We start from the raw sequence: 20,625 nt of genomic DNA, 5'->3' as shown, positions 1-20,625 counted from the left end.
TTGACAAGGAAGTGGGCTGGTGGCACGGGGATCGGAGGTGACACCCCGGCCCGCGCCCGTGTTTGCAAAAACTTTATGATGCCGTTTCCGAACAAAACCAGGAGACACAACATGAACGATTTGAACCCATGGGGCCAGCGCCGCGACTTTTTGAAGGCCATGGCTGCCGTCACGGGCTCCCTGCCGCTGTGGGCCCAGGCTCAAAGCAGTTGGCCCAGCAAGCCTGTGAACATGGTCGTGCCCTTTCCTGCGGGCGGCGGAACGGACGCGTTTGCCCGGCCCATGTCGGCCGCGTTCGCCAAGCTCACGGGCAAGCAGCTGATCATTGACAACCGTGGGGGTGCCGGTGGCACGCTGGGGGCGGGCATCGCGGCCAAGGCCACGCCCGATGGCTACAACTATTTCATGGGCGCCGTGCACCACACCATCGCGCCCAGCATGTACCCGCGACTGGACTACGACTTGGAGCGTGACCTGATCCCCCTGATCCAGGTGGCCAGCGTGCCCCAAGTGCTGGTGGTCAACCCCAAGAAAGTCCAGGCGGCCGACTTCAAGGATTTCCTTGACTTTGTGAAAAAGAACCCGGCCCGCTTGAACTATGGCTCTGCAGGTGGTGGCACCTCGCACCACTTGGCGGGTGAGTTGTTCAAATTGCAGACCAAGACCTTCATCACCCACATCCCTTACCGGGGCGCTGGCCCGGCCTTGCAAGACCTGATCGCCGGCAACGTGGACATGATGTTTGACGGCCTGGGCTCGTCGGCGGCGCACATCAAGGGCGGCCGCATCAAGGCCCTCATGGTCTCGGGGGCCAAGCGCAATGCAGCATTCCCGGATGTGCCTTGCTCGGCCGAGCTGGGTTTGCCCGATTACACCGTGTCCACTTGGTATGGCGTGTGGGCCCCCAAGGGCACACCTGCGGACGCTCAGGCCCGTGCCATCGAGGAGTTCCGCCGAGCCTGCCAGACCGACGAGGCCAAAGCCGTCTGGGCCAACCAGGGCGCGGAGTTCCCCAACCTCACGGGCGGCCAGTTCGATGCGTTCATCAAAAAAGAGTTGGCCAAGTGGTCGCAGGTGGTCAAGGCCTCGGGGGCCAAGCTCGACTGAGTGCGGCACTGGGTGTTCAACGGGCTCTGATCGGGCCCTTTTTCATGTCTTTTTTCACCTTGCAATTTTGAAACCATGACCCACAACAACCTGTTTTCGGCCCTGCGGGCTGCTTTTCCGGCCGACATGACTGCTGTGGCGGTCGAAACCGATGAAGGCCTGCGCTACAGCTGGCATGACCTGGACCGCGCCACGGCCATGGTGGCCAATTTGCTGCAATCGCTGGATTTACCCGAGGGCAGTCGGGTGGCCGTGCAGGTCGAAAAATCGGTCGAAGCCATGGTGCTTTATCTGGCTTGCTTGCGCGCAGGCTGCGTGTTTTTGCCACTCAACACCGCCTACCAAAGCGCCGAGATCGAATACTTCATTGGCAACGCCGAGCCGGCTGTGGTGGTGTGCAGTGGGGCCAATTTTGGCTGGGTCAGCAAGATCGCCTTCAAGGCAGGCACCCAGCATGTGTTCACCTTGAATGACGACCGCACCGGCAGCTTGCTCGACCGTGCAGCTCAGCACAGCGACCAGCACACCCCCGTACCGCGACTGGCCGATGACCTGGCCGCCATCCTTTACACCAGCGGCACCACCGGCCGCAGCAAGGGGGCCATGCTCACCCACGGCAATTTGCTGAGCAATGCACTCACGCTCAAGGATTACTGGGGCTGGACGGCAACCGGTGGGCCTGCAGGCCAGGGGGATGTGCTCATCCACGCCTTGCCCATCTTCCATGTGCACGGCTTGTTTGTGGCCATCCATGGCGCCCTGATCAACGGCAGCAAGATGATCTGGATGGCCAAGTTCGACCCCAAGCGCGTGATTGCCCGCATGAAAGAGGCGACCGTGTTCATGGGCGTGCCCACGCTGTATGTGCGCATGCTGGCCGAGCCCACCCTCGACAAGGCGGCGGTCAGCCAGATGCGCTTGTTCATCGCGGGCTCTGCGCCTTTGTTGATCGAGACCTTCACTGAATGGCAGCAGCGCACGGGCCACACCATCTTGGAGCGCTATGGCATGAGCGAGACCGCCATGCTGACCTCTAACCCCTATGCGGCTGACCCGCGTTATGCCGAGCAGTCTGAGCGGCGCGGTGGCACGGTGGGCTTTCCCTTGCCGGGCGTGTCCTTGCGCGTGCGTGGCGACGATGGCCTAGACATGCCCGTGGGTGAGATCGGGGGCATTCAGGTGCAAGGTCCCAATGTCTTCAAGGGCTACTGGCGCATGCCTGAAAAAACCGCTGAGGAGTTCACCGCTGACGGCTTCTTCAAAACGGGCGATGTGGGCAAAGTGGATGAACGTGGCTATGTGACCATCGTGGGCCGCAGCAAGGACCTGATCATCAGCGGTGGCTACAACGTGTACCCGGCCGAGATCGAGGGTTACATCAACGAGATGCCCGGTGTGGCCGAAAGTGCCGTGATCGGTGTGTCCCATCCCGATTTTGGTGAAGTGGGCGTGGCGGTGGTCATTGCCAAATCCGGGGCTGACGTGAAGCCTGAAGCCATTTTGGCCGAGCTCAAAGCCAAACTGGCCAACTTCAAGATCCCCAAGCGCTGTTTTGTGGTGCCCGAGTTGCCGCGCAACACCATGGGCAAGGTGCAAAAAAACCTGCTGCGCGATCAATACAAAGCTTTGTTTTGATTTGAACTGCCATGGATCAGGTCGGGTCTTTTTCAAAGCGAATGACCCGGCCAAGCGGTCATTCACCTCAGTGCCTCACTTCAGGTAGGCATTTTTTTCATGCACACCCTGAATGTGCTTGGCCGCTTGTTCTGGGCTCATTTCCTGGTTGAGGACTTTGACATTGACGTGCCAAAGTTCCTCTTCCATAGAGGGCCAGACGCGGTTGATTTTTTGGGCGTTCAGGCGAATGGTGTCTTGGCATGTTTGTCGCCAGCTTTGCATTTCTTTGCCCAGTGGGTCATCGATCTTGATGGGGTGGTCTGCCAGTGGAAAGTAGCCTGTCAGGGTGTCGGTGAGCAACTGCGCAAAATCTGCTGTACCCAACCAAGCCATGAATTTTTGGGCTGCGGCTTGATGAGGGCTGTTTTTGTTCACCCCGATGCCGAAATCTGGGTGTACCGAGATGTGACAGGATTGCCCCGGGTGTTCGACGGGCGGCTTGAAAACGCCCAGATCGATGGGTTTTTTGTAAGCAAAGCTGGTACTGCGCAAAAAGTCGATGTCCCAAGAGCCTGATGGATAGACCGCTGCATTGCCCGTGGCAAACAGCAACTGAATGTCGCTGTTGGACATGCTGTTTTGTGCGGGATGCATGTAGGGTTTGAGTTGGGCCATCATTTTCCAGGCCCTGATGAAACCAGGGTCGGTGAATTTGACCGTCCCCTCCATCAGCCCAAAACGTGCTTTTTCGCCTTCCCAGAAGTTGGGACCCAGGCCGGTGAAGACCACTTGGGTGGACTCCCACATGTCCGCCGTGCCCAAGGCCAAAGGCGTCACCGTCTTGTGGTCTGCCACTTGGCTCAGCAATTGGTAGAGCTGCTCCCAAGTGGTCGGGGCTTGCAATTTCAGGTCTCGCAAGATTTTTTTGTTGTAAAACAGCCCATGCATGACATAAGCAACGGGCATGCAGTAGGTGGTGGCACCGTCGTCGGTGGTCCAGGCCCTTCGGGCTTGGGGATTGAAGTTTTTGAGTGCCTCTTCTTTGAGGGGGACCAAATAACCTTTGGCTTGTATGCGCACGCTGGCATCAAAAGGACGGCAAAAAATCAAATCCCCCGCCCGCCGAGTCGACAACCTGGCCTCGAGTCGAGAATCGTAGGCCAGGGGTTCTTCGGGCTTGAACTTCAATTGGATGCCCGGGTGCTGTCGCTGGAAAGCCGGAATCAGGACCTTGTCCCAAAAAATCTGGTCATCCTTGCGCCAACTTTCGATGGTCAACTCTTGGGCCTGGGCGGTGTTGATGCCATACAGGCTGGCCCACAGCAAGCCGCATGCGATCAGCGTGCGGCCAACACAATGACTCTCTTTAACAATGAGCCCATGCGTAGTGCGAAATGAATTCATGAATCATGCCACCATAAAAAATGAATTCATTTTATTTAAATTCAATGTACTGTCGATTCAAAACATGATCGACGCGATGAATGTGCCAAGCAGTTATGCCGCCTGGGACCTTTCAACGCAGCACCAGCACAGGAATATGCGAGTGCGTCAGCACCTGTTGGGTTTCGCTGCCCAGCAACAAGCGTTTGATGCCTTTGCGGCCGTGTGAGGCCATCACGATCAAGTCGGCTTTGTGTTTTTTGGCAGAGGCAATGATGGCGTCTGAGACCGCGTCTGATTTGACAGTGATCACTTTGACGAGCACAGATTTGGATTTGGCTGACTTTTCGACGGCTGCTAATTGGGCTTTTGCCGACTCCGCCCACTGTGCTTCCACACGAGAAATTTCCTCTGCAGACAAGGGAATGCTGCCTTCAAAGTAGGCCTGAGGGTAGCGTGGCACCACCTTGAGGGCGACCAGTTCTGCGTTGCAGGTGGCGGCCAGTTCAATGGCGCCGGCCACGGCTTTTTTGGACAAGGTGGAGCCGTCCGTGGCCACAAGAATGCGTTTGTACATGAGTTGCTCCTGTTCAGATGGATAAAACCTGAGCTTAGAAGAGCTCTAAGTGAGCTCGCTTGATGCACATCAAGCTTTGTTCGGGTCGCCTGTCGTATCTTCGAAACATGACTCAAGTCAATGTTTCTTCCGTTCCCGGCGCAAGCCATCCAGCTGCCGTCCTTGCCCATTCGCGCCAGACGCAGGGTGTCGAAAGTGCTCAGGGGCAATCGCCTGAGCAGCGCTTGCATTTGCTCGATGAACCTGAAGAGTGGGCGGCATTCAGTTTGCCGGAAAAGACCGAATCGGGTTGTTGGCGTTCCAGTGTGGTGTTTGAGAGCATGCACTGCGCCGCATGCGCCATCACCCTGGAAGATGCCTTGCGTGCGGTGCCTGGCGTGCAGTCGGTGCAAATCAGCGGTGCCAGCCACAGAGGGCAGATTGTTTGGTCCCCTGAGCACACGCGTCCCTCGGAATGGATGCGCTCGGTTGAAAGCCATGGTTACAAGGCCTTGCCTGCCAATGACGCGCACGCTCACGAACGCCGCCGCAAGGAGGCTCGGGTCATGGTTTGGCGCTTGTCCGTGGCGGCCATGTGCATGATGCAAGTCATGATGTACGCCACCCCGACCTACCTCACGCAGCCGGGTGAGATCTCGGACGAAGCCCTGTATTTGTTGCGCTGGGCGTCTTGGGTGTTGTCATTGCCTGTGATTTTTTTCTCATGCACCCCTTTTCTGAGCAACGCCTGGCGAGACCTGCGCCAGCGCCAGATCAGCATGGATTTGCCCGTGGCGCTGGGCATGGTGGTCACTTTTACGGTCAGTACTTTGGGCACCTTTGAACCCGAGGGGCCATTCGGGGCCGAGGTCTTTTTTGACTCGTTCACCATGTTTGTTTTCTTTTTGTTGATGGGTCGCTGGCTGGAGCAGCGCATGCGTGACCGCACGGCCGGGGCGCTGGAGGCCGTGCTCAACCGCTTGCCTGACAGTGTCCGCAAGCGCCAGAGCGATGGCAGCTGGGTGCTTTTGTCGATTCGCCGTTTGCAAGTGGGGGACGTGATCGAGGTCATGCCCGGTGAGGCGTTTGCGGGCGATGGCCTGGTGTTGCTGGGACAGACCCAGGTGGACGAGGCTTTGTTGACGGGCGAGTCCCGGCCGCTGGCGCGGCGTGCTGGCGATCGGGTGATTGCAGGCAGCCATAACTTGACGGGCACGCTGCAGGTGCAAATTGAGCAAATCGGTGCGGCCACGCGTTACGCCCAAATTGTTGCCTTGATGGAAAGCGCCTCGATCTCCAAGCCCAGCATGGCCTTGCTGGTGGACCGCTGGGCCAAGCCATTTTTGGTGGCCGTGCTGCTGGCTTCGCTGGCTTCGGCCATTTTCTGGTGGCCCAGTGACCCCGCGCATGCCGTGATGGTGGCTGTGGCGGTGTTGATCGTGACCTGTCCCTGCGCTTTGTCGCTGGCCACGCCCGCCGCCATGCTGGCCACGGCCGGGGCGCTGGCCCGCCGTGGTGTGTTGGTGCGCAGGCTCAGTGCTTTGCAAAACCTGGCCTACATTGATACCGTGATTTTTGACAAAACCGGTACGTTGACCCGCGACGCTTTTCAGGTGGTGCACACGCACACCCGAGAGGGCTTGACCAAGGCACAGGTGCTGGCCTGGGCGGGCAGCTTGGCACGCCACTCTTTGCACCCGGTGTCTCGTGCCCTCTGGTCCGAGGCGCGCAGACAAGCCGATGTCGCGCAACGGTTGCCCGCGCTCGAGGCGCTGACTGCGCAAGAGGTCACTGAGTTGGCCGGACAGGGCGTTCAGGGGCGTGTGATGGAAGGGGCGCAGCCTTTGGATTTGCGTTTGGGTTCACCCCGTTTTTGTGCCGCCCCGGCGATCGGGGGCCACCACCTGCAAGTCAGCTTGGCCGATGCATCGGGTTGGCTGGCCACGTTTGAGCTGGCCGAAGAAGTTCGCCCCGAAGCCGCAAAGGTGGTCCAGCAATTGAAGGACATGGGCTTGTCCCTGAAAGTATTGTCGGGCGATGGCCAGGCGGCCGTGACCCAAGTGGCACAGGCTGTCGGCATCGCGGATGCCCAAGGGGGATGCAGCCCGCAGCACAAATTGCAAGCACTGCAGGCCATGCAGTCCCAGGGGCACAAAGTGGCCATGGTGGGCGATGGCCTGAACGATGGGCCGGTGCTCGCGGGTGCCGATGTGTCATTCGCTTTGGGGCAGGCCGTGCCCTTGGCCCAATCCAAGTCTGACTTTGTCCTGATGGGGGGACACTTGGGTGCCCTGGTGGACACCGTCCAGCGCAGTCGCAGGACTTTGCGCATCGTCAAACAAAACCTGATCTGGGCAGGTGTCTACAACGCCGCGTGCGTGCCCTTGGCCCTGATGGGCTGGTTGCCCGCTTGGGCCGCTGGCTTGGGCATGGCGCTCAGTTCTTTGCTGGTGGTGCTCAATGCCTTGCGTTTGTCGAAAGCTTTTGTTGAGCTTTCGCCTCGAGCCACGCCTGAACTCAACCCTGCTTGAAATGTGGAAGAAAGCACCCCATGGATATCCTGTATTTGTTGATCCCTTTGTCTGTGGCCTTGGTGTTTTTCATCCTCATGGGTCTGTGGTGGGCCATTGACCGAGGCCAATTTGAAGACATTGAGGCCGAAGGCGAGCGTATTTTGCGCAACGATTGATTTTGATCAAGTGTTCAGGGTATACACCGAGGCAAACTCGAAGTGAAGTTTTTAAAAAAGAAGAGGTGAAAATGAAATTTGCCAATGTGCAGGCGACCACCTACAACGATAAAGTTGTCAGGCAGTTCGCCATCATGACGGTGGTTTGGGGTGTGGTGGGCATGCTGGTTGGCGTGATCATTGCAGCCCAACTGACTTGGCCGGAACTCAATTTCGGCATTTCCTGGCTCAGCTATGGCCGTCTGCGGCCCTTGCATACCAACGCGGTGATTTTTGCGTTTGGTGGTTGCGGCTTGTTTGCCGCCGCCTATTACGTGGTGCAGCGCACCTGTAACGTGCGCTTGATCAGTGACAAGGTGGCCGCTTTCACCTTCTGGGGCTGGCAGCTGGTCATCGTCTTGGCCGCCATTTCTTTGCCTCTGGGCCTGACCCAAAGCAAGGAATACGCTGAGCTGATTTGGCCCATCGATCTGCTGATCGCGGTGGTCTGGGTGGCTTTTGCTTTTGTGTTCTTTGGCACGGTGGGCATCCGTAAGGTGCGTCACATTTATGTGGCCAACTGGTTTTTCGGTGCTTTCATCATCGCCGTCGCCTTGTTGCACATCGTCAACAACATTCAACTGCCGACCGGTCTGTTGCACTCTTACTCAGCCTACGCGGGTGTGCAAGACGCCATGGTGCAGTGGTGGTACGGCCACAACGCGGTGGGCTTTTTCTTGACAGCTGGTTTCCTGGGCATGATGTATTACTTCATTCCCAAGCAAGCCGAGCGGCCCGTCTATTCATACCGCCTGTCGATCGTGCACTTCTGGGCACTGATCTTCACTTACATGTGGGCCGGCCCTCACCACCTGCATTACACCGCTTTGCCTGACTGGACACAGTCTGTGGGCATGGTGTTCTCGCTCATCTTGTTGGCCCCCAGCTGGGGCGGCATGATCAACGGCATCATGACCTTGTCGGGCGCCTGGCACAAACTGCGCGACGACCCGATCCTGCGCTTCTTGATCGTGTCCCTGTCTTTCTACGGCATGTCGACCTTCGAAGGCCCGATGATGTCCATCAAAACTGTGAACGCGCTGAGCCACTACACCGATTGGACCGTGGGCCATGTGCACTCGGGAGCTTTGGGCTGGGTGGGTTTGGTGACCATGGGCTCCATGTACTACCTGATTCCCCGCCTTTTTGGTCAGAAGCAGATGTACAGCGTCAAAGCCATTGAAATCCACTTCTGGACGGCCACCATCGGCATCGTGATTTACATCGCCGCGATGTGGATTGCCGGTGTGATGCAAGGCCTGATGTGGCGTGCCATCAACGCCGACGGCACCTTGACCTACACCTTTGTGGAGTCCGTCAAAGCCACCTTCCCGTTCTATGCCTTGCGTTTGCTGGGTGGTTTGTTGTACCTGGGTGGCATGGTCATCATGCTTTGGAACACTTTCAAGACCGTGTCCATGGGCCGGTCGGTGGAAGTCCAGATTCCGACACTCGCACCTGCACACTGAGGAGAAATAAAACATGGCTCAAAACCCAAAATCAGGCGGCTTGTCTCATGAGAAAGTCGAGACCAACAACTTTTTGATGATCGTCCTGATCTTCATCGTCTTGTTGGTGGGCGGCATGGTCGAAATCGTGCCCCTGTTCTTCCAGAAATCCACCACCGAACCGGTGCCTGGCTTGAAGCCTTACACCGCTTTGCAAGTGGTGGGGCGCGATGTGTATGTGCGCGAAGGTTGCTACAACTGCCACTCGCAGATGATTCGCCCCTTCCGTGCTGAAACCCTGCGCTACGGCTCTTATTCTTTGGCGGGTGAATTCGTCTATGACCGCCCCTTCCAATGGGGCAGCAAGCGCACCGGTCCTGATCTGGCCCGTGTGGGCGGCCGCTACAGCGATGAGTGGCACCGCATTCACTTGACCAATCCCCGTGATTTGGTGCCCGAGTCCAACATGCCTGCTTACCCTTGGTTGGAAAAGACAGCGGCCGACCACGGCACGGTGGTGGCGCACATGTCGGCTTTGCGGACCTTGGGCGCACCTTACACCGATGAAGAGTTGGCCAAAGCACCCGATGAAGTCAAAGGCAAAACCGAGTTGGATGCGGTCATTGCTTACCTGCAAGTGCTCGGCGTTCACCGCAAATAAGGCACAGCCATGGACATCAATACTTTGCGATCCATCGTGACCGTCCTGGCCTTCTTGGCATTCATCGGCATCGTGGTCTGGGCTTGGTCGCGGCGCAACCAAGCCAGCTTTGACGAAGCGGCGCAATTGCCGTTTCGTCAGGACGACTGAGCGGTCCTCCAGAACTCTAAAAAATACTTCAAGGAAACTCCATGAGTGACTTCATCAGCAACTTCTGGCACTTGTATGTGGCCGGCATCACGCTGGTCAGCATCATTGCCTGTCTGCTTTTGTTGTGGTTCAGCGGCAAGGCCAAGGCCATGACCGCCAACGACAACACCACCGGCCACGTCTGGGACGGTGACCTGCGCGAGATGAACAACCCCTTGCCCCGTTGGTGGGTGGGTTTGTTCATCATCACCGTTATTTTTGCCTTCATCTATTTGGCCATGTACCCCGGTGCGGGCAACTTTGCCGGTAAATTCGGCTGGTCGTCTGCCGGTCAGTACGAGGCCGAAGTGGCCAAGGGCAATGCCGAGGTGGCACCGCTCTACGCCAAGTTCTCGGGCATGCCACCTGAAGAGGTGTCCAAAGACCCTCAGGCCTTGGCCATTGGTGACCGTTTGTTCATGAACAACTGCGCCCAGTGCCACGGCTCTGACGCACGCGGCAGCAAGGGTTTCCCCAACCTGGCCGATGCCGATTGGTTGTATGGCGGCACGCCCGATGCGATCAAAACCACCTTGGTGCAAGGTCGTATGGGCAATATGCCGCCCATGGCCGCCGCCGTGGGCACGCCTGAAGACGTGCGCAACGTGGCCCACTATGTGCTGAGTTTGTCCGCGAGCCCACACGATTCATTGCGTGCCTCTCTGGGCAAATCCAAGTTCGGTGCCTGCGCTGCCTGCCACGGCATGGACGGCAAAGGCAACCACGCCATGGGTGCGCCCAACCTGACCGACGACATCTGGTTGCACGGCTGGGGTGAGAACGCCATCGTGAACATCATCAACAACGGCAAGGTCAACCAAATGCCCGCTCAAGCCACCAAGTTGACCGAAGGCCAGATCCATGTGCTGGCTTCGTACGTCTGGGGCTTGTCCAACAACACGGTGGCCAAGGCCTCTGTCAGTCCTGCCAAGTGATGTAACCCCCTTTGCAGCAGGCGGCCCTGCTGCAGAGTTTGACCAAGGTCTCCATTTTGTCCACCCCAGATCGTCCTACCCGTGCCGTGATCCCGATCACTCCCATTGCGCCTGCAGAGGACGATGTGGTCATGGTGTCTTTGTACCAAGCACAACAAAAAATACACCCTCGCAGCGTGCAAGGGGTTTTTGCACGGTGGCGTTGGCTGATGGTGGTCATCACTCAGTTGGCTTTTTACGGCTTGCCCTGGCTGGAGTGGGGGCAGCGACAGGCCGTTTTGTTTGACCTCGGGGCGCGTCGGTTTTACATTTTTGGCCTTGTGCTGTACCCGCAGGATTTCATTTACCTCACGGCTTTGCTGGTCATCTCGGCCTTGTCGCTGTTTTTGTTCACCGCTGTGGCCGGTCGTTTGTGGTGTGGTTTTGCATGCCCACAAACCGTCTACACCGAAATTTTCATTTGGTTCGAGCGTCAGTTTGAGGGTGACCGATCAGCCCGCATGCGTTTGGATGCTGCGCCCTGGAGCTTGAACAAGGTTTGGCGCAAAACCGGCAAGCAATTGACTTGGATTGTGTTTTCACTCTGGACGGGTTTCAGCTTTGTCGGCTATTTCACTCCGATCCGTGAATTGTCGGCTTCGGTGCTGTCCCTGGGTTTTGGCCCGTGGGAAATTTTCTGGATTCTGTTTTACAGCTTTGCCACCTATGGCAATGCGGGCTTCATGCGCGAGCAGGTGTGCAAATACATGTGCCCCTATGCCCGCTTTCAAAGCGCCATGTTTGACAAAGACACGCTGATCGTCACTTACGACGAAGCGCGTGGTGAACCCCGTGGCCCCCGCTCCAAAAAGGCCGACCCCAAAGCCCTGGGCTTGGGCTCTTGCGTGGACTGCACGCTGTGCGTGCAAGTTTGCCCCACCGGCATCGACATCCGCAAAGGCTTGCAATACGAGTGCATTGGTTGTGGTGCCTGCGTGGACGTGTGTGATAGCGTGATGGACAAGGTCGGCTACCAGCGAGGCTTGATCAAGTTCTCGACACAAAACGCCATGGACAAAGGCTGGAGTTGGGCGCAAACCGTGCGTCGCATTTTCCGTCCTCGGGTGCTGGTCTACACCGCTGTGCTGTGGGCCATCATCATCGGTGTTGGCGTGTCCTTGTGGCTGCGCGAGCCGTTTAAGGTGGACATTGTGCGTGACCGCGCCACCATGGCGAGGATTGTGGCGGGCGGCAAGATCGAGAATGTGTACCGATTGCAGATCATGAATGCGGCTGAAGAGGCGCTGATTTTCCGCTTGAAAGTTGATGGCTTACCGGGTCTGGCGTTGGCCAGTGAGCCGGAAGTTCAAGTCAATGCCACCGAATCGCGCTGGGTCTCTGTGCAGTTGCAAGTGCCCTATGATGCGGCTGCTTCTGGCTCTCACCCGATTCAGTTTCACATTGAGGCGCGAAAGTCTTCCAGTGCTCCTGCTGATGCCTCGGTGGGACATTTGAGTGAAAAAACTGTTTTTCTGATTCCCCGCTGAGCGGCTTGTCCATTGAGAAAGAACCCCATGAGCAGCACTTTGAATTCGCAACCGACTGGTCAGCCCTGGTGGCGTTTTGGCATGGTTTGGATGGTGCTTGGCGGGCCAGCAGTGGTGGTGGTGGCGGGCTTGACGACCTTCTACATTGCCGCGAACAACCCCGATCCGGTACTGACCGTGACACCACGCACCGCCACTCAAGAACGCCAAGGCATCACCCTTGCACCGGCCATGCAAGGCCGCAATCATGCGGCTACGGGTGAGTTGCCCAAGTCCAAGGATGCTGTGGGCAGTGCCGCCGCGGTTGATGGACATTCGGGCGTCCCATCTTCGGCATCTGCCCCGGCTCCAGCACCCTCTAAACCCTGAGTGGGAAGGATAAACACCATGCGCTCACAACGTTGGATGTGGATCACTTGGCCATCCTTTTTGGTGGCAGGTTTGCTGGAGGTTTTGGTGTTTGCTTTTGTTGACCCCTTGGATCTGCACTGGTTTGGTCGGGATCTTGACCTCACACGTCAGGCCATTTACTCCTTGGCATTTTTTGCTTTTTGGGGTTTGGCCATGCTGTCCAGCGGATTGAGCTTGTTCTTGGGTTTGCCATCCACTGAAGTCAACCGCTGATCAGCCGTCTCAGTCTCAGTGGCAGGCTGAGGTGTTGTTGACCAGTTTTTGCAAGCCTTGCGTGCTCAAAATGCGGACATGTCGTTGTTTGACTTCAACCATGCCTTCTTCGACGAACTTGGAAAAAGTGCGACTCACCGTTTCAAGTTTGAGGCCCAGATAGCTGCCGATCTCTTCGCGGGTCATGCGCAGGACCAACTCAGATTGAGAGAAACCTCGGGCATGAAGGCGTTGAACGAGGTTCAATAAAAAGGCGGCCAAGCGTTCCTCGGCCCGCATGCTGCCCAACAGCAGCATCACGCCGTGTTCGCGCACAATTTCACGGCTCATGATTTTGTGCACATGGTGCTGAAGCGCCGTCACTTCGCGGGAAATTTCTTCAATCCGGTCAAAAGGCATCACACACACTTCGGCGTCTTCTAACGCCACCGCGTCACAGCTGTGTTGGTCGTTCACAATGCCGTCCAGACCAATGATCTCGCCCGCCATCTGAAAGCCCGTGACTTGGTCGCGCCCGTCTTCTGTGGCCAAGCAGGTTTTGAAAAAACCCGTTCGAATGGCGTAAAGCGAGGTGAATTTTTCGCCATTGGTGAACAAGGTGTCGCCCCGCTTGACTTTGCGCCGCACAGCCACCAGGTCGTCAAGCCGGTTCAAGTCATGGTCGCTCAGTCCCATGGGCATGCACAGTTCACGCAAATTGCAGTTGGAGCAAGCGACTTTGATGGTTTCGGGATTCATGGTTTATCTCGGGTAGTGCTTTGGATTTGCCTTGGATCAAGGTTTGAGCTTAAACCGAAAAATCTTTCAAAATCGCATGAGTACCTGATCTGTGCGGGAAATCCTCTAAAACAAGTACACCCTTTGACGTGCGTCAAAACTCATGTATTTCCAAAAGGGCACAGTCACATGGATCTTTTGAAAACGTTTGAGTGAAGGGCCAAGCCATGTCTGTCATCACCCCCGAATTGTTGGTCCGTTTTGACGTGCCTGGGCCCCGATACACCTCCTACCCAACGGCGGACCGTTTTGTGGACGCCTTTGGTGAAGCCGACTACATCCAAGCCTTGGCCCACCGTCAAACGGGTGCGGTGGGCAAGCAGCCGCCCTTGTCGTTGTACCTGCACATACCGTTTTGTGAATCCCTTTGTTATTACTGTGCCTGCAACAAAATCATCACCAAACACAAAGAGCAGGCGGCAACATATCTGCATTACCTGAACAAAGAGCTGGCGCTGCACACCCGCCATCTGGGTCGCGGCCAAGCGGTCAGTCAACTGCATTTGGGGGGCGGAACGCCCACATTCTTGAGCGATGCCCAGTTGCGCCAACTCATGGCCATGCTGCGTGAACACTTTGCCTTTGTCCCCGGCGGTGAATATTCGGTCGAGGTGGACCCGCGCACCGTGGATGAAAGCCGTTTGGCAGTTTTGGCCGAGCTGGGTTTCAATCGCTTGAGTTTGGGTGTCCAGGACTTCGATCCGGATGTGCAAAAAGCGGTGCACCGCATCCAGCCCGCCGAACAAGTCTTCCAATTGGTTGCAGCGGCCCGTCGTTTGGGATTTGAGTCGGTGAATGTGGACCTGATTTACGGTTTGCCATTGCAAACGCCCGAATCGTTTGAGCGCACTTTGGCACAGGTGAATCAGCTGCGCCCAGACCGCATTGCCCTGTATGCCTACGCCCATTTGCCCGAGCGTTTCAAGCCGCAGCGGCGCATCCACGCACACGAATTGCCATCGGCTGCTGGCAAGGTGGCAATGCTCTCTCGCTCACTCGATGCCTTGACCGATGCGGGTTATGTCTACATCGGCATGGACCACTTTGCTTTGCCTGAGGACAGCTTGTCCGTGGCCAAAAGGCAAGGGCGCTTGCACCGCAATTTTCAGGGCTACAGCACGCAAGCCGACTGTGACCTGATTGCCTTGGGCGTGTCATCCATTGGGCGAGTGGGTGCCACCTACAGCCAAAACGCCAAGACCATGGCCGAGTATGCCGATTTGCTGGATCAAGGGCGTTTTCCAGTGGTTCGGGGGCTGTCGCTCACACGCGATGACCTGATCCGACGCTCGATCATCATGGCACTCATGTGCCAAGGACATTTGCAATACGAGTCCATCAATCTGGCTTGGTTGGTGGATTTCAAGACGGTGTTTGACGCAGAGCTGCGCCAGCTGGAAGCGATGCAATCGCAAGGACTGGTTCAATTGAGCGATTCGGGCATTCAGGTCACGCCCATGGGGTGGTTTTTTGTTCGCGGCGTGGCCATGGTGTTTGATCGTTATGTGCAAAAAGACCGGGATCGCAGCCGTTTTTCCAAAATCATTTGAACGCTGTGCTTGATGTTGGCTGCATCGCAGACAATGCAGTTCACGAGCAAAAAGCGGGTATTGCATGCAAAGTTCTTTGGCCATCACGGCCTTGATGATGGGGGTGTTGGGTGGGCCGCACTGCGTCGCCATGTGCGGCGCGGCCTGTGCGGGGCTGGGTCAGGCGGCGGGTGAGCGCCGTGGCCAGGCTTTGCTGGCTTTTCAGTTGGGGCGCTTGGGGGGCTACTCGCTGCTGGGTGCCGTGGCCGCAGCCAGCGTCCAAGGTCTGGGCTGGTTGACCACCCAGTCGGCCGCCATTCGACCGCTTTGGACTTTGCTGCATCTGGCCGCCTTCGCATTGGGCTTGTTGCTCATGCTGCAGGCACGTCAACCCGTGTGGCTCGATGGTGCGGCACGACGATTGTGGGCGCGTGTGCGAGCCTTCAACACCCGCTGGGGGCGCGCCGCACCCTGGATGGTGGGCGGGTTGTGGGCCTTGATGCCCTGCGGTTTGCTGTATTCGGCCCTGATGGTCGCGGCCTTGACCAGCCAGCCTTTGGAAGGCGCAGCCACCATGGCCTTGTTTGCGCTGGGCAGCAGCATCAGCCTGTGGGCCGGGCCATGGCTGTTTTTGCGCATGCAGACCCTGGGCGATGGGGCCTGGGGCATGCGAGTGGCGGGCTTGGCGTTGTCGGCCGTGTCGGCCTGGGCCGTGTGGATGGGGCTGGTGCATGACCAGGCCCCTTGGTGCGTTACACCCTGACACCAAAGTGCAGGGCCCGGAGCGTGTGACACCTGCTGCGGCGTTCACAATCATGGCGGCAAGTGCCCGTTGTTTTTGCCACCTTCCGCGAAAGACTCCCCATGAAACTGATCCAAACACCCTCGATGGCTTGGGCCCTGATGACGGCGCTGGCCCTGCCTGTCGCATCCGTGCAAGCCCAAAATGCAGCCATTTCCCCCCATGCCGCACATGCCCCACTGAACCAAGTCCTGCATTTGAGTGCCTCGGCCCAGACCGAGGTCGCGCAAGACTGGTTGGTGATCACCCTGTCGGTGCAAAAAGAAGGCTTGCAGGCCCCTGCCGTGCAAAAACAGCTCAACGCCATTCTTTCCTCCGCTTTGGCTGTGGCCACCCCCATGGCCAAACCCGGGGCCTTGGAGGTGAAAACGGGCGAGATGAATGTGTCGCCGCGCTATGGCCGTGACGGCAAGATGAACGGCTGGGTGGGCTCTGCGCAACTTGTTTTGCAAGGCCGTGATGTCGAGCAAATCACCACACTCGCAGGGCGCATGCCCGATTTGACGGTGTCGCAGATCGACTGGCGGCTGAGTCCTGAACAGAAAACTGCGGCCGAATCGCGCATCCAGGCCGAAGCGGTGGCAAATTTTCAGAGCAAAGCCCAATCCCTGACGAAGCAGTTTGGCTTTGCGGCTTACACGATCAAAGAGGTGCGCGTGAGCGCCCAGGAGGCGGGCGAGGGCCAGGTCATGCCGCGCATGGCCATGGCCCAGATGGACGCGCCGTCGCCGATGCCGGTGCCAGCGGTGGCCGGCAAGTCACGCGTGGTGGTGAATATTTCGGGCAGCATTGTGCTGCGTTGATTTGGTTGGCCTGCAGCCTGAATCGGTGGCTGCGGGCCTCGCTCCATCAAGCGGACAGGCCCTTGTAGAGCATGTAAGCGGCCAGCAAATACAGCACGCTGGCAAATACGCGCTTGAGTTGCTTGACGGGCAACTTGTGCGCGGTGGACGCCCCAATCGGGGCCATCAGCACGCTGCACACCGCAATCACCACCAAAGCGGGCAACCACAAGTAGCCAAAGGTGTAGTCCGGCAGGTTTTGCACGTTTTGCCCGCTCACGATGTAGCCGGCCACGTTGGCCAGCGCGATCGGAAAGCCCAGTGCGGCGCTGGTGGCCACCGCGTTGTGGATGGCCACATTGCACCAGGCCATGAAAGGCACGCTGATGAAGCCGCCGCCAGCGCCCACCAAGCCCGAAAGCAGGCCGATCAGGCCACCTGCGCCGAGCAATCCCTGAAAACCAGGCACTTGACGCGAGGGTGCAGGTTTTTTATCCAAAAACATTTGTGTGGCCGAAAAACCCACAAAGAGGGCAAAAAACAAGGCCAGATAAGCGCCCTTGGCAAATGCAAAAATGCCCATGCTGCCAATCAGGCTGCCCAGGACAATGCCAGGGGCCAGGCCTTTGACCAAGTCCCAGCGCACAGCTTTTTTCTTGTGATGGGCCCGCACACTGGACACCGAGGTGAAGATGATGGTGGCCATGGACGTGGCGATGGCCATTTTGACTGCCAGGTCAGGGCTGACACCGCGAGCGCCCAGCATGTAGGTGAGAAATGGCACCATCACCATGCCGCCACCGATTCCTAAGAGGCCTGCCAAAAAGCCAGTGCACAGGCCAAGAACGGCCAATTCAGCCAACAGCAAGGGTTCGATGATCATTTTTGAGCGGGGGAGTGAGGAAAGGTGTCTGCAAGTGCCACCGGACCGTCATCCTGAACCGGGGGTTCAGGTGGGCGAGGGCAGACTGACGTTGGGTTCATCTGACGCGAGATGATCACGCTCACCAGCCAATGTTCCAAGCCCGGGCTCTAAGAGCATTGGTTCAAGGAAATATAAAGCCCGGCATGCACCGCAGACCTGTTCATTGTAGGGGCATTTGTGGCCGCAAGATGCAGCACGGGCGAGATGACCTGCGCGGCGAGAAATCCTAAATCAACTGACCATCTTGATTCAGAGAGCCATCGAGCTTTTCCAGCAATTGCATCAGGCGTTGTTGTGTATTGGCCGGGATCGCTTCAGGCGATGAGGCGGGGGGCGGCTCGTTTTGTTCAAAGGCCACATTCAAGGCGGCCAACACGGCAATGCGCTCACGGGCCTTGATCTTGCCAGCGTCGCGAATTTTGCACATGGCTTCATCCACTTTGCGAACAGCCCCCAGAAGGCGTGCTTGCCCCCCTTCCGGGCAGCCCAGAACATAACTCTGGCCCATGATCTGGACGTCGATTTGTTGTGTGGTCATGGAGAAGCCTTTCAGGGCGAAGTTGCAGCACTGGGCAGGCGATCGATCAAGGCGTCGACCCGGGCCCTGGCCGCAGCGAGGCGCGATTTGAGATGGTCGCGTTCTAGGCTGAGAGACTGGACTTGCTGGGACAGCAAAGTGTTGGTCTTTTGAAGCTCTTCGTGGCGCAGCAACAAGTGATCCACACGTTCGGCAATTTGATCGATGGTGTCGGAATTGGCCATGGCTTACAAGAAAACAGATGTACCTTATTGTAGGGGAGTCATTCAGTGGCCACTGAATTTGTTGGTTTGTTCTAGGTCAAGTGTAGGTTTGCCGACAGCTTCACTCCTAAAATGGGCGCTGTTGGTGCTCGCGCTGCCGGTTCACGGCTCGCAGTTCAACGGGAAGCAGGAGGGACAAGCCAACTCGGCCCACCTAACCTGCGCTGCCCCCGCAACGGTAAGCAGACGGGTTTTCAGTCAAACGGAAACCCAGCTTTCATCTCAAACCACTGGCCGCCCTGAAACAGACGGCTGGGAAGGTGATGAAGGTCGCTCTGTCAGCCCGGATACCGGCCAACAAGGTGACCTGTCGCAAGACGGGTTGTAAAGCCCATGCACTGTCGGGGAAGGCGGTGAGGGCGTTTGACTTGTTCGTTTTCCATGAAAAATCGTTCTCTTTGTGCGCGGCGTGTTGCGCCTGCACTGTCTTTGCTGTCATTGGCTTCAGGTGTGGCCTGGTCGCAAGGCCCAGCGCCCGAAATGGTGGTGACGGCCAGCCGTACTGAACAAATTCTGACCGAGGTGTTGCCCCACACGACCGTGTTGGGGCGAGATGCCATTGAGCAATCTCAGGTCTTGGACTTGCCAACTTTGCTTGCACGCGAGGCTGGATTTCAGTTCACTCAAAGTGGTGGTCGGGGCGGTCAGTCCACAGTTTTTCTGCGTGGCGCGGCCTCCTTGCAGGTGCTGGTTTTGGTGGATGGCATCCCCATGACCAAACAAGACACCACAGGTGCGGTCAGCCTGGAGCACATCATGCTTGACCAAGTTGAGCGCATCGAAATTGTGCGTGGAAATGTCTCGGCCATTCATGGCGGGGGGGCCGTCGGGGGCGTGATTCAGGTTTTCACCCGTCAAGGAAAAGGTCAGCCGACGGTCTATGTCACCGCTGAGCAGGGCTCGCTGGGGGCCCAGCGATGGAATGCCGGGACAACTGGTGCGGTGGGCTCTTTCGCTTACGCTGTGTCCCTGGGGAAAAACCGAACCGATGGCATCAATGCAGCCAACCCCGCCCAAACCCTCAATACCCATCCCGATCGTGATGGGTATCGCAACGACAACCATGCCTTGAATCTGTCTTACCAGCTGAGCCCTGACTTCAAATTGGGTTTGCGCTCATCGCATACCGAGGGGCGCTTTGATTACGATGTGTCTGGCAGTTTTGCCGAACCCACAGATGTTCATCAAGGCCGCACCCAACTGGACAGCCACACCGTGTATGCATCTGGGCGCTTGGGTCCTTTGTGGACGTCTCGCCTGAGCTTTTCAGACGCCAAAGAGCTCAATGACACCCACACCGTGGGGGGCTACTCTTTCACCACACATGCCCAAACGCAGACCCGATTGCTGTCGTGGACCCATCAGTTTGATTTGCCATCCATGGTGTTGTCCGCTGGCATGGACCATCAAACACAATCCATTGACATGGCCACCGACGGTGTGTCGGGCTTGACCCGTGATCGCACCGCCAAAGCCATTTACGGTGGTGTGGTCTACAGACAAGCCGCCCACAGTTTGCAATTCAACTTGCGCCGAGATGACGTTCAAGGCTTGTCTGCCAAAGATTCCGTGTATTTGGGCTATGGTTTGGATCTGAATGCGCAATGGAAATTGATTGCCAGCCATGCCACAGCGTTCAACATGCCCCCGCTGGGTTATTTGTTTGACCCCTACAGCGGTAACCCTGACTTGCGCCCAGAGTCTGCCAAGACACGAGAGGTGGGGGTGCAATGGGCGCAGGGTCCTCACCGTTTGCGTTCAACTTGGTTTGTTTCACGCACACGCGACTTGTTGTTGTATGACATGAACACATGGCTGTTCAGCAACATCAGCAGCGCCAAAAACAAAGGCCTTGAAACGAGTTACAGCGGTCAATTGAACACGACCGATTTGCGTGCCAGCTTGACCTTGCAAGACCCGGTGAACGAAGAAACGGGTCAAAGATTGGTTCGCCGGGCCAAGACCCTGGCTTCGGTGTCGGTCTCCCAAGCTCTGGGTTTGTTGACCATGGGGGTCAGCGTTCGCTACACAGGACCACGCCCGGACATTGAGGGTGTGCCCGGCTTGCGCAGCAACACCTTGCTGGATGTGACGGCTCGTTACAACCTCAGCCGGGACTGGACACTGTTTGGGCGCGTGGAAAATGCCACGAACAGCCCGTACCAAACAGCTTATGGCTACAACCAGTTGCCGCGCACCACCACGGTGGGCTTGAGTTGGAAAATGAAACATTGA

Annotated in this window: 21 protein-coding genes and 1 riboswitch; of the genes, 15 read left to right on the top strand and 6 right to left on the bottom strand. The window is 57.5% G+C overall.

Features of this window, described 5'->3' with window-relative positions; translation table 11 throughout:
* Positions 1 to 111: 111 nt before the first annotated feature.
* A complete protein-coding gene (locus tag B9Z48_RS07810) occupies positions 112 to 1,107 on the top strand; it encodes a tripartite tricarboxylate transporter substrate binding protein (RefSeq protein WP_089960923.1) in 996 nt (331 codons plus the stop codon).
* A gap of 75 nt (positions 1,108 to 1,182) precedes the next feature.
* On the top strand, positions 1,183 to 2,742 hold the full coding sequence (locus B9Z48_RS07805) for a malonyl-CoA synthase (protein ID WP_108377735.1): 1,560 nt from the start codon (positions 1,183 to 1,185) through the stop codon (positions 2,740 to 2,742).
* A 75-nt stretch (positions 2,743 to 2,817) separates the two neighbouring features.
* On the opposite strand, the gene B9Z48_RS07800 is transcribed toward B9Z48_RS07805, so the two are convergent.
* On the bottom strand, positions 2,818 to 4,128 hold the full coding sequence (locus tag B9Z48_RS07800) for an ABC transporter substrate-binding protein (RefSeq protein ID WP_108377734.1): 1,311 nt from the start codon (positions 4,126 to 4,128) through the stop codon (positions 2,818 to 2,820).
* A 112-nt stretch (positions 4,129 to 4,240) separates the two neighbouring features.
* Positions 4,241 to 4,684, bottom strand: a complete 444-nt coding sequence (locus B9Z48_RS07795; RefSeq protein ID WP_108377733.1) for a universal stress protein — start codon at positions 4,682 to 4,684, stop codon at positions 4,241 to 4,243.
* A gap of 107 nt (positions 4,685 to 4,791) precedes the next feature.
* Here B9Z48_RS07795 and B9Z48_RS07790 point away from each other — a divergent pair, with 107 nt between their 5' ends.
* From B9Z48_RS07790 to B9Z48_RS07750, 9 genes are all read left to right on the top strand, one after another.
* Complete coding sequence (locus B9Z48_RS07790; RefSeq protein WP_108377732.1) at positions 4,792 to 7,194, top strand: cation-translocating P-type ATPase; 2,403 nt, start codon at positions 4,792 to 4,794, stop codon at positions 7,192 to 7,194.
* A 20-nt stretch (positions 7,195 to 7,214) separates the two neighbouring features.
* Positions 7,215 to 7,352 (top strand): cbb3-type cytochrome oxidase assembly protein CcoS, encoded by a 138-nt coding sequence (gene ccoS / locus B9Z48_RS07785; protein ID WP_108377731.1) that lies wholly within the window; start codon positions 7,215 to 7,217, stop codon positions 7,350 to 7,352.
* Positions 7,353 to 7,423: 71 nt separating this feature from the next.
* The gene (gene ccoN / locus B9Z48_RS07780) at positions 7,424 to 8,860 is read left to right on the top strand and encodes a cytochrome-c oxidase, cbb3-type subunit I (RefSeq protein ID WP_108377730.1); all 1,437 of its coding nucleotides are present in this window, start codon (positions 7,424 to 7,426) and stop codon (positions 8,858 to 8,860) included.
* Between the two features lie 13 nt (positions 8,861 to 8,873).
* Positions 8,874 to 9,500: a cytochrome-c oxidase, cbb3-type subunit II gene (gene ccoO, locus B9Z48_RS07775; protein WP_108377729.1), complete on the top strand. Its 627-nt coding sequence runs from the start codon at positions 8,874 to 8,876 to the stop codon at positions 9,498 to 9,500.
* Between the two features lie 9 nt (positions 9,501 to 9,509).
* Positions 9,510 to 9,650, top strand: a complete 141-nt coding sequence (locus tag B9Z48_RS07770) for a cbb3-type cytochrome c oxidase subunit 3 (RefSeq protein WP_090046611.1) — start codon at positions 9,510 to 9,512, stop codon at positions 9,648 to 9,650.
* A gap of 41 nt (positions 9,651 to 9,691) precedes the next feature.
* Entirely contained in the window at positions 9,692 to 10,624 is a 933-nt protein-coding gene (gene ccoP / locus B9Z48_RS07765; RefSeq protein WP_108377728.1) for a cytochrome-c oxidase, cbb3-type subunit III, read from the top strand.
* Between the two features lie 131 nt (positions 10,625 to 10,755).
* A complete protein-coding gene (gene ccoG, locus B9Z48_RS07760) occupies positions 10,756 to 12,150 on the top strand; it encodes a cytochrome c oxidase accessory protein CcoG (RefSeq protein ID WP_108377802.1) in 1,395 nt (464 codons plus the stop codon).
* 27 nt (positions 12,151 to 12,177) lie between these two features.
* Positions 12,178 to 12,519 carry a nitrogen fixation protein FixH gene (locus B9Z48_RS07755; protein ID WP_108377727.1) on the top strand — a complete coding sequence of 114 codons (342 nt, stop codon included), beginning with the start codon at positions 12,178 to 12,180 and terminating at the stop codon, positions 12,517 to 12,519.
* 18 nt (positions 12,520 to 12,537) lie between these two features.
* On the top strand, positions 12,538 to 12,774 hold the full coding sequence (locus B9Z48_RS07750; RefSeq protein WP_108377726.1) for a hypothetical protein: 237 nt from the start codon (positions 12,538 to 12,540) through the stop codon (positions 12,772 to 12,774).
* 15 nt (positions 12,775 to 12,789) lie between these two features.
* On the opposite strand, the gene fnr is transcribed toward B9Z48_RS07750, so the two are convergent.
* On the bottom strand, positions 12,790 to 13,512 hold the full coding sequence (fnr, locus tag B9Z48_RS07745; RefSeq protein WP_089960881.1) for a fumarate/nitrate reduction transcriptional regulator Fnr: 723 nt from the start codon (positions 13,510 to 13,512) through the stop codon (positions 12,790 to 12,792).
* 206 nt (positions 13,513 to 13,718) lie between these two features.
* Between fnr and hemN the strand changes: the two genes are divergently transcribed.
* From hemN to B9Z48_RS07730, 3 genes are all read left to right on the top strand, one after another.
* Entirely contained in the window at positions 13,719 to 15,101 is a 1,383-nt protein-coding gene (hemN, locus tag B9Z48_RS07740) for an oxygen-independent coproporphyrinogen III oxidase (RefSeq protein ID WP_108377801.1), read from the top strand.
* 64 nt (positions 15,102 to 15,165) lie between these two features.
* Positions 15,166 to 15,843 (top strand): sulfite exporter TauE/SafE family protein, encoded by a 678-nt coding sequence (locus tag B9Z48_RS07735; RefSeq protein ID WP_108377725.1) that lies wholly within the window; start codon positions 15,166 to 15,168, stop codon positions 15,841 to 15,843.
* 101 nt (positions 15,844 to 15,944) lie between these two features.
* A complete protein-coding gene (locus B9Z48_RS07730) occupies positions 15,945 to 16,685 on the top strand; it encodes an SIMPL domain-containing protein (protein ID WP_108377724.1) in 741 nt (246 codons plus the stop codon).
* Between the two features lie 46 nt (positions 16,686 to 16,731).
* Here the strand turns inward: B9Z48_RS07730 and B9Z48_RS07725 are convergent, their stop codons facing one another.
* The 3 genes from B9Z48_RS07725 to B9Z48_RS07715 all read right to left on the bottom strand — a co-directional run bounded on the left by B9Z48_RS07725 (position 16,732) and on the right by B9Z48_RS07715 (position 18,351).
* Positions 16,732 to 17,547 carry a sulfite exporter TauE/SafE family protein gene (locus tag B9Z48_RS07725; protein ID WP_089960870.1) on the bottom strand — a complete coding sequence of 272 codons (816 nt, stop codon included), beginning with the start codon at positions 17,545 to 17,547 and terminating at the stop codon, positions 16,732 to 16,734.
* A gap of 268 nt (positions 17,548 to 17,815) precedes the next feature.
* A complete protein-coding gene (locus B9Z48_RS07720; RefSeq protein ID WP_108377723.1) occupies positions 17,816 to 18,127 on the bottom strand; it encodes a cell division protein ZapA in 312 nt (103 codons plus the stop codon).
* A gap of 11 nt (positions 18,128 to 18,138) precedes the next feature.
* Positions 18,139 to 18,351, bottom strand: a complete 213-nt coding sequence (locus tag B9Z48_RS07715) for a DUF904 domain-containing protein (RefSeq protein WP_108377722.1) — start codon at positions 18,349 to 18,351, stop codon at positions 18,139 to 18,141.
* 105 nt (positions 18,352 to 18,456) lie between these two features.
* Positions 18,457 to 18,704: riboswitch (cobalamin riboswitch) on the top strand.
* 67 nt (positions 18,705 to 18,771) lie between these two features.
* Between B9Z48_RS07715 and B9Z48_RS07710 the strand changes: the two genes are divergently transcribed.
* Entirely contained in the window at positions 18,772 to 20,625 is a 1,854-nt protein-coding gene (locus B9Z48_RS07710; RefSeq protein ID WP_108377721.1) for a TonB-dependent receptor, read from the top strand.

This window comes from Limnohabitans sp. WS1, from assembly GCF_003063265.1.
Classification (GTDB): Bacteria; Pseudomonadota; Gammaproteobacteria; order Burkholderiales; family Burkholderiaceae_C; genus Limnohabitans_A.
This window is presented reverse-complemented; position numbering and strand designations above follow the sequence as displayed.